Source organism: Phytopseudomonas punonensis (genome assembly GCF_900142655.1).
Taxonomy (GTDB): domain Bacteria; phylum Pseudomonadota; class Gammaproteobacteria; order Pseudomonadales; family Pseudomonadaceae; genus Aquipseudomonas; species Aquipseudomonas punonensis.
In genome coordinates, this window is sequence record NZ_FRBQ01000003.1 from 330,097 (window position 1) to 344,439 (window position 14,343).

Annotated in this window: 14 protein-coding genes; 7 read left to right on the forward strand and 7 right to left on the reverse strand. The window is 63.2% G+C overall.

What is annotated here, in order from left to right:
* Window positions 1-58 precede the first annotated feature (58 nt).
* Window positions 59-2,902 carry an RNA polymerase-associated protein RapA gene (rapA, locus tag BUC40_RS11565; protein ID WP_073265755.1) on the reverse strand — a complete coding sequence of 948 codons (2,844 nt, stop codon included), beginning with the start codon at window positions 2,900-2,902 and terminating at the stop codon, window positions 59-61.
* A 175-nt stretch (window positions 2,903-3,077) separates the two neighbouring features.
* Between rapA and BUC40_RS11570 the strand changes: the two genes are divergently transcribed.
* From BUC40_RS11570 to BUC40_RS11590, 7 genes are all read left to right on the forward strand, one after another.
* Window positions 3,078-3,374, forward strand: coding sequence for an aspartate-semialdehyde dehydrogenase (locus BUC40_RS11570; RefSeq protein ID WP_073265757.1), 297 nt, complete (start codon window positions 3,078-3,080; stop codon window positions 3,372-3,374).
* A gap of 5 nt (window positions 3,375-3,379) precedes the next feature.
* On the forward strand, window positions 3,380-3,997 hold the full coding sequence (locus tag BUC40_RS11575; protein WP_244160633.1) for an alpha-ketoglutarate-dependent dioxygenase AlkB family protein: 618 nt from the start codon (window positions 3,380-3,382) through the stop codon (window positions 3,995-3,997).
* Window positions 3,998-4,005: 8 nt separating this feature from the next.
* Window positions 4,006-4,155, forward strand: coding sequence for a hypothetical protein (locus BUC40_RS22890; RefSeq protein ID WP_167369150.1), 150 nt, complete (start codon window positions 4,006-4,008; stop codon window positions 4,153-4,155).
* A 217-nt stretch (window positions 4,156-4,372) separates the two neighbouring features.
* A complete protein-coding gene (gene ccoM, locus BUC40_RS23240) occupies window positions 4,373-4,489 on the forward strand; it encodes a cytochrome c oxidase subunit CcoM (protein ID WP_279627144.1) in 117 nt (38 codons plus the stop codon).
* A gap of 204 nt (window positions 4,490-4,693) precedes the next feature.
* Complete coding sequence (locus BUC40_RS11580; RefSeq protein WP_244160634.1) at window positions 4,694-6,733, forward strand: FUSC family protein; 2,040 nt, start codon at window positions 4,694-4,696, stop codon at window positions 6,731-6,733.
* Between the two features lie 75 nt (window positions 6,734-6,808).
* On the forward strand, window positions 6,809-7,012 hold the full coding sequence (locus tag BUC40_RS11585; protein ID WP_027909621.1) for a DUF1656 domain-containing protein: 204 nt from the start codon (window positions 6,809-6,811) through the stop codon (window positions 7,010-7,012).
* A 10-nt stretch (window positions 7,013-7,022) separates the two neighbouring features.
* Window positions 7,023-7,874: an efflux RND transporter periplasmic adaptor subunit gene (locus BUC40_RS11590; RefSeq protein ID WP_073265759.1), complete on the forward strand. Its 852-nt coding sequence runs from the start codon at window positions 7,023-7,025 to the stop codon at window positions 7,872-7,874.
* 184 nt (window positions 7,875-8,058) lie between these two features.
* Here BUC40_RS11590 and codA read toward each other — a convergent pair whose 3' ends face one another.
* The 6 genes from codA to BUC40_RS11620 form a co-directional block, all read right to left on the reverse strand.
* On the reverse strand, window positions 8,059-9,294 hold the full coding sequence (gene codA, locus BUC40_RS11595) for a cytosine deaminase (protein ID WP_073265761.1): 1,236 nt from the start codon (window positions 9,292-9,294) through the stop codon (window positions 8,059-8,061).
* On the reverse strand, window positions 9,291-10,532 hold the full coding sequence (locus BUC40_RS11600; protein WP_073265763.1) for a PucR family transcriptional regulator: 1,242 nt from the start codon (window positions 10,530-10,532) through the stop codon (window positions 9,291-9,293). Before BUC40_RS11600 ends, codA begins: the two co-directional genes overlap by 4 nt.
* Window positions 10,529-11,800, reverse strand: a complete 1,272-nt coding sequence (gene codB / locus BUC40_RS11605) for a cytosine permease (protein WP_073265765.1) — start codon at window positions 11,798-11,800, stop codon at window positions 10,529-10,531. Before codB ends, BUC40_RS11600 begins: the two co-directional genes overlap by 4 nt.
* A 398-nt stretch (window positions 11,801-12,198) precedes the next feature.
* A complete protein-coding gene (locus BUC40_RS11610) occupies window positions 12,199-12,705 on the reverse strand; it encodes a DUF1993 domain-containing protein (RefSeq protein ID WP_073265767.1) in 507 nt (168 codons plus the stop codon).
* A gap of 154 nt (window positions 12,706-12,859) precedes the next feature.
* The gene (locus BUC40_RS11615; RefSeq protein WP_073265769.1) at window positions 12,860-13,330 is read right to left on the reverse strand and encodes a MaoC family dehydratase; all 471 of its coding nucleotides are present in this window, start codon (window positions 13,328-13,330) and stop codon (window positions 12,860-12,862) included.
* Window positions 13,327-14,289 (reverse strand): alpha/beta hydrolase, encoded by a 963-nt coding sequence (locus tag BUC40_RS11620; protein WP_073266231.1) that lies wholly within the window; start codon window positions 14,287-14,289, stop codon window positions 13,327-13,329. The genes BUC40_RS11615 and BUC40_RS11620 overlap by 4 nt, the downstream gene beginning before the upstream one ends.
* Window positions 14,290-14,343 lie beyond the last annotated feature (54 nt).

The window sequence follows — 14,343 nt, forward strand, 5'->3', positions numbered from 1 at the left end:
TAGGCCTTCTAGGATGGGTGAAACCCATCAATGGTTTGGCGGGATAACTGGTTTTATCTCAACCCGCAACCAACACTCGAATAGCTTCCAGGCGCAGGGCGGCCTTGTCTAGCATGGCCAGGCCTTGCTCGCGCTGCTCGCGCAGCGCCTCCAGCTCGCTGTCACGCACGCTCGGGTTGACCGCTTGCAGGGCAGTCAGTCGGGCCAGCTCTTCGTCCAGCTCCGCAGCCAGACGGCGTTTGGCTTCGGTGACGCGTTCGACGTGGCGCGGCGAGATCTTTGTTTCACCGGCGGCGATCTTCGGCGTCAGTGCATCGCGTTGGGCCTGTACGAACTTGTTGGCGCTGGCGCGTGGCACGGCTTCGAGTTGGTCGTTGAGAGTCTCGAACGAGACCTTCGAGGCCAGGTCGTTGCCATTGCCGTCGAGCAGGCAACGCAGCGCAGCCGGCGGCAGATAGCGGCCGAGTTGCAGGCTGCGCGGCGCGACCACTTCGCTGACATACAGCAGCTCCAGCAGCACGGTGCCAGGCTTGAGCGCCTTGTTCTTGATCAGTGCCACCGAGGTGTTGCCCATCGAGCCAGAGCGCACCAAGTCCATGCCGCCCTGCACCATGGGGTGTTCCCAGGTGAGGAACTGCATGTCCTCACGGGACAGTGCCAGGTCGCGGTCGTAGGTGATGGTCACGCCTTCGTCGTCGCCGAGCGGGAAGCTGGCGTCGAGCATCTTCTCGCTGGGGCGCAGGATCAGTGCGTTGTCCGAATGGTCTTCGCTGTCGATACCAAAGGCGTCGAACAGCTGCTCCATGTACATCGGCAGGGCGAACTGATCGTCCTGCTCGAGGATCGCCTCGACCAGCGCTTCGCCTTCACCGGCGCCGCCGGAGTTGAGCTCCAGCAGGCGGTCGCGACCGGCGTGCAGCTCGCCTTCCAGGCGCTGGCGTTCGGTGGTGGCTTCGTCGATAAGCGCCTGCCACTGGCCGTCGTCGGCATTTTCCAGCATTGGTAGCAGGCGGCTGCCGAACTGGTGCTGCAGGGCGTTGCCGGTCGGGCAAGTGGCCAGGAAGGCATTCAGCGCCCCGTGGTACCACTGGAACAGACGCTCCTGCGGGCTGTTTTCCAGGTACGGCACGTGCAGCTGGATCTTGTGCTTCTGGCCGATCCGGTCGAGGCGACCGATACGTTGCTCGAGCAGGTCCGGGTGGGCCGGCAGATCGAACAGTACCAGGTGGTGGGCAAACTGGAAGTTGCGGCCTTCGGAGCCGATTTCCGAACAGATCAGTACCTGGGCACCGAATTCTTCATCGGCGAAGTAGGCAGCGGCGCGGTCACGCTCGAGGATGCTCATGCCCTCGTGGAACACGGTGGCCGGGATGCCGGAGCGCACGCGCAGGGCATCTTCCAGGTCCATGGCGGTTTCGGCGTGGGCGCAGATCACCAGTACCTTGAATTTCTTGAGCATCTTCAGGGTGTCGATCAGCCATTCGACGCGCGGGTCGAAGCGCCACCACCGTTGGTCTTCCTCGATATCGGCCTGGCCCTGATAGCTGACTTCCGGGTACAGCTCTGCATGCTCGCCCAGCGGCAGCTCCATGTACTCGTCCGGGCTCGGCAGCGGGTAAGCGTGCAGCTCGCGCTCGGGGAAGCCCTGCACGGCGGCGCGGGTGTTGCGGAACAGCAGACGGCCGGTGCCGTGGCGGTCGAGCAGTTCGCGTACCAGGCGGGCGCGGGCGTCGGTGTCGCCACCGTCGGCGGCGTCGAGCAGTTCGCGGCTTTCATCGCCCAGGAAGCTGCCGATGGCGTCGCGGGCCTGGGCGCTCAGCTGGCCCTGGTCAAGCAGTTCCTGCACCGCCTCGGCCACCGGTTGGTAGCTGGCGCTCTCGGCGCGGAAGGCTTGCAGGTCATGGAAGCGATTCGGGTCGAGCAGGCGCAGGCGCGCGAAGTGGCTGTCCTGGCCAAGCTGTTCAGGGGTGGCGGTTAGCAGCAGTACACCAGGGATGACTTCGGCCAGTTGCTCGACCAGGCTGTATTCGCGGCTGGCCTTTTCCGGGTGCCAGACTAGGTGGTGGGCTTCGTCGACGACCATCAGGTCCCAGCCGGCTGCGAATAGTGCGTCCTGAGCCTTTTCGTCTTCGCACAGCCACTCGAGGGCGACCAGTGCCAGTTGCGCGTCTTCGAACGGGTTACTGGCATCGCTTTCGATAAAGCGTTCGGCATCGAACAGCGCCACTTCCAGGTTGAAGCGGCGGCGCATTTCCACCAGCCACTGGTGCTGCAGGTTTTCCGGCACCAAGATCAGCACGCGGTTGGCGCGCCCGGAGAGCAGCTGGCGATGGATAACCAGGCCTGCTTCGATGGTCTTGCCGAGACCCACTTCGTCGGCCAGCAGTACGCGCGGGGCGATACGGTCGGCCACTTCACGGGCGATGTGCAACTGGTGAGCGATAGGTTGCGCACGTACGCCGCCCAAGCCCCACAGCGAGGACTGCACCTGCTTGCTGGTGAACTCCAGGGTGCGATAACGCAGCGAGAACCACGGCAGCGGGTCGATCTGTCCGGCGAACAGGCGGTCGCTGGCCAGGCGGAACTGGATGAAGTTGGACAGCTGGGTTTCCGGCAGGGTGACAGCCTGGTTCTTGGCGTCGAGGCCGTGGTAGACCAGCAGGCCATCGACATCGTCGACTTCGCGTACGGTCAGTTTCCAACCTTCGAAGTGGGTGATCTCGTCGCCCGGCGAGAAGCGTACGCGGGTCAGCGGCGCGTTACGCGCGGCGTACTGGCGGGTTTCGCCGGTGGCGGGGTAGAGCACGGTGAGCATGCGGCCGTCCTGCATGAGGATGGTGCCCAAGCCCAGTTCCGCTTCGCTGTCGCTGATCCAGCGTTGCCCCGGTTGATACTCCGCCATGCTGCCTGTCTCCACCTGTAAAAAAGCCGGCTATGTTACCGCAGTGCCAGGCCTGACCAAAGGTGCATCACGCCTGTTTTGGCACTTACCGACGCGCGTCCGGTCAGACAGTGTAGTAACGCAGCCATAAAGTCGCCCGCTACGCTGCCGATAAAGCTGCAAAGAGAGGTCACCTATGTTGCCGCCGATTCCCCACAGCCTGGTTCCGGTCACTGCCCAGCAGGACGTGGTCAAGTCGCGCCCGGAAATCGCTCCGGTAACCCCAACCGCCGAAACGGCTCAGGAGGATGCGGTCGGCCTCGACAAGCGCCATCCGCAGGAAGTCGAAGAGCGACTGCGTGAAGAGCAGCGCCGTCGGCAGCGGCGTGGCTATACCGCGGCCGAGCTGGCCGAAGGCGAGGTCGATGAGGCGGATGAGCCAGCCATCGATCAATTGCCGCGACAGGGTCTTTGGGTGGACGTAGAAGTTTGACGCACGTGGAAACTCCGCAGGCTGGCCTGTTCGATCACGCAGGGCTGCAGCTGCCGGATGCCGAGCTCAGTTACTTACCAGCCTGGATCGACCGCGCCACGGCCGATCACTGGCTGCAAACGCTGGTCGAGCAAACGCCCTGGCAACAACCCGAAGTGCTGCTATTCGGCCGTCGCCATCCGGTGCCTCGCCTGCTCGCCTGGTATGGCGACAGTGAAGCCAGTTATCGTTATTCCGGTATGACCCACCAGCCGTTGCCCTGGGCACCTTTACTCGCCGAGATTCGCAATCGCCTGGTCAATGCGCTGGGACAGCCGCTCAATGGCGCGCTGCTCAACTACTACCGCGACGGCCAGGACTCCATGGGCTGGCACAGCGACGATGAGCGAGAGCTGGGCGTCGAGCCTTTGGTAGCGTCATTGAGCCTGGGCGGTGAGCGGCGTTTCGATCTGCGTCGCAAGGGCCACAGCCGTATCGAACATTCGCTGCAGCTCGAACACGGCTCGCTACTGGTCATGAGCGGCCAGACGCAGCATCATTGGCAGCATCAGGTGGCGAAAACGCGCAAGCCTTGCGCGCCACGCCTGAACCTTACGTTTCGTCTGATCCGGGCGCCGCTATGAGCAATGATGTGAAACTGATCGATTTCGCCGCCGAGCGCGACAAACGCATCCACGACCTGCACGACAAGAAGCTCGAAGATATGCGCAACGCCTTCGAGCAGGCGCTGCCGTTGCCCAAGGGCAAGAAGAAGTCCAAGAGCAAACCGAAGAAACGCTGAGCGGTTTCCTACTCGGTTCGCTACTGCGCCTTTTCTCTGTTGCAGCCTCTCCCAAATGCCAGCAGCGCTCTGCTGTATGTATTCCGTTGATCCGGGTCACCATCTGAACCCTATCTGCACACGCTGCGGCTCCACCCTTGACCTGGGTCAATGGCGGGCAGCGCGTGGCTGTTAACGTAGTCCCATACCCGAGAGACAACAGGTGCAAGGAGGCAGCATGTTCTTAGATGTGGTGGTTCTGGCCGGTATCGGCACTGTCGGACTGATGATTCTGTTTGGCTTCGGGTTCACGTATTTCGTCTGGAAGGATGCGAGCAAGAAAAAGCCGCAGTGATATCCGGGCTAACGAGCACGCAAGGCATTGGGGCGACTTCGGTCGCCCTTTTTTTCGTCTGCGTTTTTGCGTTTGCACGGGCTTGAGCGTTGGTCGATTGCTGGACAGTATATGCTTAGCTAGCTAATAATTTGCCCCCTGCACGGAGGCGGAACCCTTTGGCTGCGGCTATGTTCAGAGCTGAGACGTTTTCAGGTAAGCATCGTGCGTGATTCTTTGCTGGCGTTCATTGCGCCGAGCACTCAAGCCCTTCAGTTTGCGATCAAGACCCTGCTTGGCGGCGGTCTGGCGCTCTGGCTCGCCCTGCGTTTAGGCCTCGAGCAGCCGCAGTGGGCGTTCATGACTGCCTTTATCGTCGCCCAGCCACTCTCCGGCATGGTGGTGCAGAAGGGCCTGGCGCGCCTGCTGGGCACCCTGGTTGGCACCTTCATGGCGGTGGTGATGATGGCGCTGTTCGCGCAGATGCCGCTGCTGTTCGTGCTGGCGTTCGCGCTCTGGCTGGGCCTATGCACGGCAGCCTCGACCATGCTGCGCAGCGCCTGGTCCTATGCCTTCGTGCTGGCCGGTTACACGGTGGCGATCATCGGTCTGCCGGCGATTGGCAAGCCCCAGGTGATCTTCGATGAAGCCATCGCCCGTTCCACGGAAATCTGCCTGGGTATCGTCTGCGCCACCCTGAGCAGCGCGCTGCTTTGGCCACAGCGGGTCGAGCGTCAGCTCGCTCAGCAGGCCCGCGACGCCTGGCAGACTGGCCTCAAGGCGGCGCGCCAGGCGTTGACCGGCGAGGAGGAGGCGCGCCAGGGGCTGCTCGAAGCCTTGTCACGTATCGTTGCCGTGGATGCTCAGCGCGAGCACGCCTGGTTCGAGGGTGAGCGCGGTCGCCAGCGTGCCATCGCGCTGCGAGTGCTGAGCCGCGATCTGCTTGGTGTACTGCGCCTGGCGCGCGGCGTGGCGCGCCAGTGGCGGCAGCTGAGCAGCCACGAAGCGCAAGCCGTGGCGCCTTGGCTGCAGGAAGTGGATGAGCGCCTGCAGCATGAGGCGAGCGACCGCCCACAACTGATCGAGCGTTTGCGTCAGGCTGCTGAGGACGACGAGTTCAACGGCGGCCAGCAGCTTTGTCTGGAGCGCATGGCGGTGCTGTTGCTGCGCATCGAGGACGCCAGCCGCGCGCTGCTCGCCGTCGAGCAGGGCAAGGCGCCGGTGGATGCACCACGGGCGCTGTCCTGGCACTACGACTGGCAGAGCGCGCTGGTATTCGGTTCTCGCAGTGCCCTGGCATTCCTGACCCTGGCGAGTTTCTGGCTGGCCACCGGCTGGACCCACGCAGTCGGCGCCATGCTGCTGGCCTGTGTGGTGTGCAGCCTGTTTGCCCGCCTGGAGGCAGCGCCGCAGATCGGCATGATGTTCTTGCGCGGCATCCTCTACGCACTACCGGTGGCGTTCTTCGTCGGGCAGATTCTGATGCCGCAGATCGACGGTTTCGTGATGCTTTTTATGGTACTTGGCGTGCCACTGTTCTTTGGCGTGCTGGGCATGGCCAAGCCGCCGATTGCCGCCACCTCGACTGCTTTTTGCCTGCACTTCATCGTGCTGTGCCTGCCGGCTCCAGGCGTGGGTTACAACGTGGAGTTCTTTCTCAACGAAGCGCCAGGCTTGTTGATGGGCGTCGGCGTCGCGGTGATGGCCTTCCGGCTGGTGGTGCTGCGCAACCCGGTGTGGCATGGCCGGCGCCTGGTGCATGCCATGCTGGTCGACCTCGGCCGGCTCACCCGCCGTGATCTCGGTCGGGCGGAAAACTGGTTTGGCGGGCGTATGGCTGATCGCTTGCTGCAGCTGGCGCGGCACTACCCGGCGCGCCCTGATCAGGCGCGCAGCCGTTGGGACGAAGGTGTCGCCGGGCTCGACCTTGGCGACGAGTTGCTGCACCTGCGTGCCTGTCTGGCCAAAGCCGACGCCGGCCTGGCCCGTTCGCAGCGGCGCTTTCTGCAGCGCCTCGATGACGCCCTGGAGCGAGGCCCGGCACCCGGCCGCGAGGATGACCTGAATACGCCAGTGGCCGAGCTGCAGGAAGCCCTGCGCGCCTGCACGCCGAGCATCGACAAGCGCCTGGCCGAAGCGGCGCTGTTGCAATTGCAGAACGGCTGGCGCCACTGGTGTCAGCTCAGAACCTGTGTAGGGCCTAGCGAGCTAGAGCCCTGCAAGGCAAAAACAGGCGAAGACGCGGAGTTTACAAGCGGTAAATGAGCAGTCTGAGCCTGTTTTTAACGCAGCAGGGCCGACGCGCAGCAGGTCGTACACTGGTTCTGGAGGGAGAAGCAAATGGGTTTACATGAATGGTCGCTGGGCGGCGTATTGCTGAGCCCCATGGCGGCTTACGCGGTTTTGGCGCTGCTGCTCACCGGCGTGGTACGCCTGGGCCTGCAGCGCGTTGGACTGGCGCAGTGGATCTGGCACGAGGCCTTGTTCGACTGCGCCCTGTTTGTTTGCGTCCTGGCGGCGGTTATTGCCGTCCTGGCGACTTGAGGAGAAAAGCATGCGTTCGACCATTCGCGTCGGCATTACCCTGGCTGTGGTGGTAGCGGCGATCTTTGCTGGCGCCTGGATCTGGCAGCACTACATGTATTCGCCGTGGACCCGCGACGCCCGCGTGCGCGCCGATGTGGTGACCATCGCCCCGGACGTTTCCGGCTGGGTGCTCGAACTCAAGGTGCATGACAATCAGCAGGTGAAGGCCGGCGATCTGCTGATGACCATCGACCGTGACCGCTACCAGGCCGCGTTGGAAAAGGCCCAGGCCGTGGTCGACATCCGCAAGCAGCAGCTCAGCCTGCGCGAGCACGAAGCCTCGCGCCGTGCGCAGCTGGGCAGCCAGGCGATCAGTGCCGAGCTGCGCGAGAACGCGCAGATCAATGCCGAGATGGCGCGCAGTGAATACCGCGAGGCCCAGGCCGACCTTCGCATCGCCCAGCTCAATCTGGAGCGCAGCGAAGTGCGCGCGCCGCGCGACGGCCAGATCACCAACCTGAGGCTGGCCCAAGGCAACTACGTGACGGCCGGGCAGGCGGTGATGGCCCTGGTCGATACCGGCTCGTTCTACGTGCAGGCCTATTTCGAGGAAACCAAGCTGCCACGCATTCAGGTCGGCGCGCCGGTGGAAGTCTGGTTGATGGGCGGTGAGCAGGAGATTCGTGGTCAGGTGGAAGGCATCAGCCGCGGCATCACCGACCGCAATGCCAGCCCGGACGGCCAGTTGCTGGCCAATGTCGAACCGACCTTCAACTGGGTGCGCTTGGCCCAGCGCATTCCGGTGCGCATCAAGCTTGATGCCATGCCTGAGAGCGTCCAACTCAGCGCTGGCATGACCGCCAGCGTGCGGGTGGAGTAGGGCGCTTTCGCAGTTGTAGGAGCGGCTTCAGCCGCGAGGTCTTCATGGGGGTGTCGCGGCTAAAGCCCCTCCCACGTTTTAGCGTCAGTTCGTAGGGTGGACAACGCGAAGCTTGTCCACCGCTTGGACTGACGCAATGGTGGATGAAAAAAGCGTCATCCACCCTACGGCCAAATGCACCTGATCAGGCGCGCTCTATCTGTGCCGGTGTGCGGCGCATTAGCACTTCACCGTTGCGTACCGATACCAGGGCGTAACCCTGTGTACGGATCATCTCGTAATCGTCGGGCGCCGAGAGGATCAGCAGGTTGGCCGGACGACCCACTTCCACGCCGTAGCGCTCACCCAGGTGCAGGGTGCGGGCGCTGTTGTCAGTGATCAGGTCGAGGCTGCGCTTGAGGTCTTCGTAGCCAAGCATATGGCAGATATGCAGCCCGGCTTCGAGGACGCGCAGGATGTTGCCATTGCCCAGCGGATACCAGGGATCGACGATGGAATCCTGGCCGAAGCAGATGTTCATGCCGGCGCGGTCGATCTCCGCCACACGAGTCAAGCCGCGGCGTTTCGGGTAGTTATCGAAACGGCCCTGCAGGTGAATGCTCTCGGTGGGGCAGGAGATGAAGTTGATCTTCGACTGCTTCAGCAGGCGAAACAGCTTGGAGCAGTAAGCGTTGTCGTAGGAGCCCATGGCGGTGGTGTGGCTGGCGGTGACCCGTTCGCCCATGCCGCGCACCCGGGCCTCTTCGGCCAGCACTTCGAGAAAGCGCGACTGCGGGTCGTCGGTTTCGTCGCAGTGCACGTCCACCAGGCAGCCGGTGCGCTCGGCCAGGTCCATCAGGAATTTGATAGAGCTGACGCCCTGATCACGGGTGTTCTCGAAGTGTGGAATGCCGCCCACCACATCAGCACCCAGCGCCACAGCCTGCTCCATCAGCGTGCGACCACCCGCGTAGGACTCGATGCCCTCCTGAGGAAAGGCGACGATCTGCAGGTCGATCAGGTGACGGGTTTCCTCGCGCACCTCGATCATCGCTTTAAGCGCAGCCAGGGTCGGGTCGGTGACGTCGACGTGGGTGCGCACGTGCTGGATACCGTGATCGACCAGCATGTCGATGGTCTTCTTGGCGCGGGTCTTGGTGTCTTCATGGGTGACGAGCGCCTTGCGCTCGGCCCAGCGCTCGATGCCCTCGAACAGCGTACCGCTCATGTTCCAGGCCGGCTCGCCGGCGGTCAGGGTGGCGTCGAGGTGAATGTGCGGCTCGACGAAGGGGGCGACCACCAGGTTGTTGGCGGCGTCGAGATCGCCTGCGCTGGCGCTGACCATCGCCGGCTGCTCGCTGATGGCGGCAATCTGCGAGCCGTCCAGGGCGATGTGGAAAAGACCTTCGCGGCCACGCAGGCGGGCGTTGACGATGTTCATGGGGTACTCCTTGGCAGGCTATGAGACGACAGGCGACGGATCAGCAGGGCGATGCTGATGTTCAGCCGGTCGTGAGGATCATCGAACGAGCAACCGGTCAGCGCTTCGATACGCTGTACACGGTAGCTCAGGGTGTTGCGGTGTACGCCGAGGCGTTGCGCGGCCAGGGCGAGGTTGGCGTTCTCGAAGAACCAGGCTTCCAGGGTTGGCATCAGCACCGGCTCGTGGCGTGAATCATCGCCGATCAGCGGACCCAGGGTACGCTCGACGAAGCGCTCGAGCAGGCTGCGGTCGCGTATCGCGGCGAGCAGCTCGATCACGCCCAGTTCGTTGAAGCTGCACAGCCCCAAGCGTTCGGGAAAGGCCTGGGCAGCGACCAGTGCCTGACGGGCCTGACCGATCGCCCGGGCGAAGTGTTTGGGGGGATGATTGCCACTGCTCAGGCCGAGAAACAGGCGCTGCGGCTGAAGGCGTTCATCCAGCTCGCTGAGCAGGGCCATTAAGACTTTGCGGTTGCGTTGCTCGTCCTGGCTGCCAATGCAGGGCAGCAGGGCGATCCAGTGTTCGCCTTGGCTGATCAGCGGCAGGGCGTCGCCCAATTGTTGCAGGCACTGTTCGAGACGCTGCTGCAGGCACTGGCGGTTGTCGCGCAGCAGGCGCTCGCCGCTGGTCGCTGCCTCACCATCGAACAGTTGCTCGCTGTTCTGCAGGCGTAGCAGGGCGACCTGGCGCGGCACGCTCAGCGGCAAATCCAGGCTGGCAGCGCGCTGCAGCAGCACGTCCAGGGACTGGTAATCGCCTTCCAACAGTTGCTCCAGCACGTGCTGGCGCGAGCTGCCGATCATTTGCTGTTGCACCAGTGCCGTGCCGATGGCCTGGGTGACCACCACCATCTTCAGCCCGTAGGGCTGCTCCAGCAGCGGCAGACCCAGGCGCTCGGCCTCAGTGATCACCGCTGGCGGTATCGCCTGGATGAATTCGGCGCCGGTGAGGATCACCAGCCCTGCGGTGGCCCGCTCGACCGCCTGGCGCACGAGAAGCAGCAGGTTGGCTTCATCACGGGGATGGTTGATGCCGGTGACGAACACCAGCTCGCCGCCCATCACCCAGTCGGCGATATCCTCGTTCTCGGCCACATAGGGCCAGCGCACCGGATTATCCAGTGCCGCGTGGCCGGCGCGCAGACGCAGTTCCTGCAGGCCAGGCAAGGCGAGGACATCGGCAAGGCTCAGGGTCATGCGCGAGCGACCTGGCCACGGGTGGCGAAGACTTTTTTCGCTTCGAACAGAACGATGTACGCCAACGCGGCGACGGCGATACCGACCAGCGGCGCGACCCAGGGCGACAGGTAGGCGCACAGCGCGCCGGTGCCGTAGGCGCCGAGGCCGACCCAGTTGAATTTCGGCAGGCGGGCTTCGGCGAGCAGCGGGTAGCGGCTCTTATGGCCGTAGAAGTAGTCCGCCATGATCACGCCACCAATTGGCGGGATGATCGAGCCGAGCAGGATCAGGAAGGGAATCAGCATTTCGTACATACCGCCGATGGCCAACAGGGTGCCGATGCCGGCGCCCGCGATCGTTACCGTCTTGCGGCGCTCGGTGCGCAGCAGGTTGCAGCCAGCGGCGGCGAAGTTGTAGATGGTGTTGTCCTGGGTGGTCCACAGGTTGAGGAACAGCATCACCACGGCTGCCATGGACAGGCCTTGCAGCACCAGCACTTCGACGATGTCCGGTTGCTGGTAGACGATGGCGCCGTAGGCGCCGGCGACGATCATCAGGCCGTTGCCGATGAAGAAACCGAACAGGCTCGACAGCACCGCAACGCGGCCGCTCTTGGCAAAGCGGGTCCAGTTGGTGGCTTGCGTCGCGCCGCTGACGAAGGTACCGAACACCAGGGTGATGGCCACGCTCATGCTCATGGTCTCCTTGGGTTCGACCGCCAGCAGGCCAGCCAGGCCGCCGATGTCACGGGTGGCGATCCACAGTGAGACGACCAGCAGCACCAACATAGCCGGCACGGCGATGCGCGAAAGCAGGTCCAGACCTTTGTAGCCGATGAAAGCGGTGAGGCAGAAACCGAAGCCGAAAATCACCATCAGCGGGATAGTCAGGCCTTCGGGTAGGCCGAGAATCTTCACCAGCACGATGGCGATGGTCGCCGTGCCCCAGGCGTACCACCCGATCTGGGTGAATCCGAGCAGCACGTCGGAGAGCTTGCTGCCCACTTCGCCGAAGCAGAAACGCCCCATCAGCACCGAGTTGAGGCCGCTGCGGCAGGCGATCAGGCCAAGAATGGCGGCGTAGGTGCCGAGTAGCAGGTTGCCGACCACCGCGGCCCAGATCAGCGTCTTGAAATCGAACGCCATGCCGATCTTACCGCCGGCGAACATGGTGGCAGTGAAGAAGGTGAAGCCGAACAGCAGGATGGTGGTGGAGAACAGCCCCTTGCGTGCGCCGGCCGGCACTTCGCTCAAGGGGTAGTCGCTATCGGTAGTGGGGTGAGTCATTGCCAGGCTCCACAAGGTTAGGGAAGTCATGGCTATAGCAGGCGACGTGCCAACTGATCGGTTCGGCAGCACGTACAGAGCGGGTTGTGCGATGTGCACAATGAGAAAAGCTTTTTAAGCTTTTATGCGGATTATCGTTGTGTGAAATGAACAGGTTTGACCTGTCTTGGTGCGATGCCGACAGGGCATGCACCAAGAGGTCACGGGGCGACTCAATACGCTTTTGCCTGCTATTTGGCGGGTGCAGCCGTTCGCTATATGTAGGGTGGATGACGCTCTTTTCATCCACCATTGCGATCGCAGAGCGGTGGACGGATGAGGCGTCGTCCACCCTACGACGGGCCGCTTGCGCCTTGTAGCAGTGGCTTCACAGGGGTTACAGAAGACCGCGAGAGCGCTCAGCGGGTGCCGAGGAAGTCGCGCTTGCCCAGTTCCACGCCATTGTGACGCAGGATTGCGTAGGTGGTGGTGATGTGGAAGTACAGGTTCGGCAGCACGTGATCGAGCAGAAAGGCCTGGCCCTGAAAGTGGGTTTCCTTGTCTCGGCGCTTGAGGGTCACGGTGCGGTCTTCGCTACCGTCGAGCTGCGCGGCGCTGATGCCCTGCACGAACTCCAGCGTCTTGGCAATGCGCGCTTGCAGGTCGGCGAAGCTGGTTTCGTCATCGGCATGGCTCGGCGCTTCGACGCCGGCCAGCAGGGCAGCGCCAGCTTTGACGGTGTCGCAGGCGATCTGCACCTGGCGGCTCAGCGGGAACATATCCGGCGCCAGGCGTGAGCCGAGCAGCACGCTCTGTTCGATCTTGCGGGTTTCGGCGTTGGCCGCAGCGATGCCGAGAATGGTCGACAGATTGGTCAGCTGACGGGTGAATACCGGGATGGAAATGGAATGCATGGACAGGGACATGGTGTGCTCCAGTGGAAGACGGGGAGGCGCAGGCCGAAGGACCGTTGCCTGATAACCGTAGGATGGGTTTCCCCCTTCCTACGGGGTGACAGGAACCGAGCAGGCGCTTGAAAAACTCAAGCCATGGCAACGCAGGTAGTTTTTCAACAACCTGTTAACCGATGCTGATCGGCGGCAGGGTCGCCAGCTCGACAGTAAAGGCTTTACGTGGCGCGATGATTTCAGCTTCGCCGTCGACCACCAGTTCTTCGTTCTGGTTGAACACGCGGGTGGCGATGCGTACGCGGAATTTCGGCAGTTTCTCGAGAATTTCCAGGCGCACGGTCAGGGTGTCGCCGAGTTTGACCGGCTTCTGGAAGCTCATCTGCTGGCCTACGTAGATGGTGCCGGGGCCGGGCAGGGTGCAGGCCACGGCGGCGCTGATCAGTGCGCCGCTGAACATGCCGTGGGCGATGCGCTCCTTGAACATGGTGGTGGCAGCGTATTCGGCGTCCAGGTGTACCGGGTTGTGGTCACCGGAAACGGCGGCGAACAGCAGGATGTCGCGTTCTTCCACGGTCTTGCTGTAGGTAGCGGTCTGGCCGACTTCGAGGGCTTCGTAAGGCGTGTTGCTGCTTTGCGTCATGGATGGGGTTCCTGAGAATGTAATGGTCGCTGCTGGGGCTGCGAGAGCGTCTGTTCCAGCCAGTCGATCAGGTCGCGGGTGACCTCGTCACGGTTCAGCTCGTTGAGTAGTTCGTGGCGGGCCTGTGAATAGCATTTGAGTGTCGTGCGGGTATGTCCTGCTTGAGCCAGCGCGTTGGCCAGGCGTTGCAGGCCATTGCCCTGGCTGACCGGGTCGCTGTCGCCGCCGATGATCAGAATCGGCAACTGCGGCGCAATTTGCTTCAACGCGGCCTGCGGCGTGATCTGCTGCAGGCCATGCAGCAGGTCGAGCCACAACCCGTTGGTACAACGGAAACCGCACAAAGGGTCAGCAATGTAACGGTCGACTTCCTCGCTGTCACGGCTCAGCCAGTCGAACGGCGTGCGTACAGGCTTGAAAGCCTTGTTGAAGGTGCCGAACGACAGCCACTCGATCAGCGCGCTGCGCCCGGTCGCACCCTGGCGCCAGCGCTCGAAACGGGCGACCAGTGCGGCGGCCTGGTACGCGCTGAGCCTGCCGTAATTGGAGCCGCCAAGAATGGCGCCCTGCACGCTGCTGCTGTGGTGCATCAGGTACGCGATGGCGATAAAGCTGCCCATGCTGTGTCCGAGCAGGAAAATCGGCGTGTGCGGCCGCTGGTGGCGAATATGGTGGTTGAGCGTGGACAGGTCGCCGACCACATGGCCCCAGCCATTTTCATCGGCAAACTGGCCAAGCAGGCCATGCTGCGCGGTTTGCCCATGGCCGCGCTGGTCGATCGCGTAGAACTCGAAACCTGCAGCTACCAGCGCCTCAGCGAAACGGGCATAGCGGCCGCTGTGTTCGGCCATGCCATGGGCGAGCATCACCACTGCCTTGGGCTCGTGCGCGGGGCACCAGTGGTTGGCGTACAGAGGCACGCCATCACTGCTGTCGAGCCAGAAGCTGCGGTGCTGCATGGCGATTCCCTTGAGCCTGCGAATGCTCTGCATTGTAGACCCTGCAGGTACTGA

Coding starts and splice junctions, on each gene's coding strand:
- ccoM (WP_279627144.1), top strand. CDS start 4,373: ATGTTCTTAGATGTGGTGGTTCTGGCCGGTATCGGCACTGTCGGACTG.
- BUC40_RS11570 (WP_073265757.1), top strand. CDS start 3,078: ATGTTGCCGCCGATTCCCCACAGCCTGGTTCCGGTCACTGCCCAGCAG.
- BUC40_RS11615 (WP_073265769.1), bottom strand. CDS start 13,330: ATGACGCAAAGCAGCAACACGCCTTACGAAGCCCTCGAAGTCGGCCAG.
- BUC40_RS11610 (WP_073265767.1), bottom strand. CDS start 12,705: ATGTCCCTGTCCATGCATTCCATTTCCATCCCGGTATTCACCCGTCAG.
- rapA (WP_073265755.1), bottom strand. CDS start 2,902: ATGGCGGAGTATCAACCGGGGCAACGCTGGATCAGCGACAGCGAAGCG.
- codA (WP_073265761.1), bottom strand. CDS start 9,294: ATGAACATCGTCAACGCCCGCCTGCGTGGCCGCGAAGGTCTTTTCCAC.
- BUC40_RS11590 (WP_073265759.1), top strand. CDS start 7,023: ATGCGTTCGACCATTCGCGTCGGCATTACCCTGGCTGTGGTGGTAGCG.
- BUC40_RS11620 (WP_073266231.1), bottom strand. CDS start 14,289: ATGCAGCACCGCAGCTTCTGGCTCGACAGCAGTGATGGCGTGCCTCTG.
- BUC40_RS11600 (WP_073265763.1), bottom strand. CDS start 10,532: ATGACCCTGAGCCTTGCCGATGTCCTCGCCTTGCCTGGCCTGCAGGAA.
- BUC40_RS11585 (WP_027909621.1), top strand. CDS start 6,809: ATGGGTTTACATGAATGGTCGCTGGGCGGCGTATTGCTGAGCCCCATG.
- codB (WP_073265765.1), bottom strand. CDS start 11,800: ATGACTCACCCCACTACCGATAGCGACTACCCCTTGAGCGAAGTGCCG.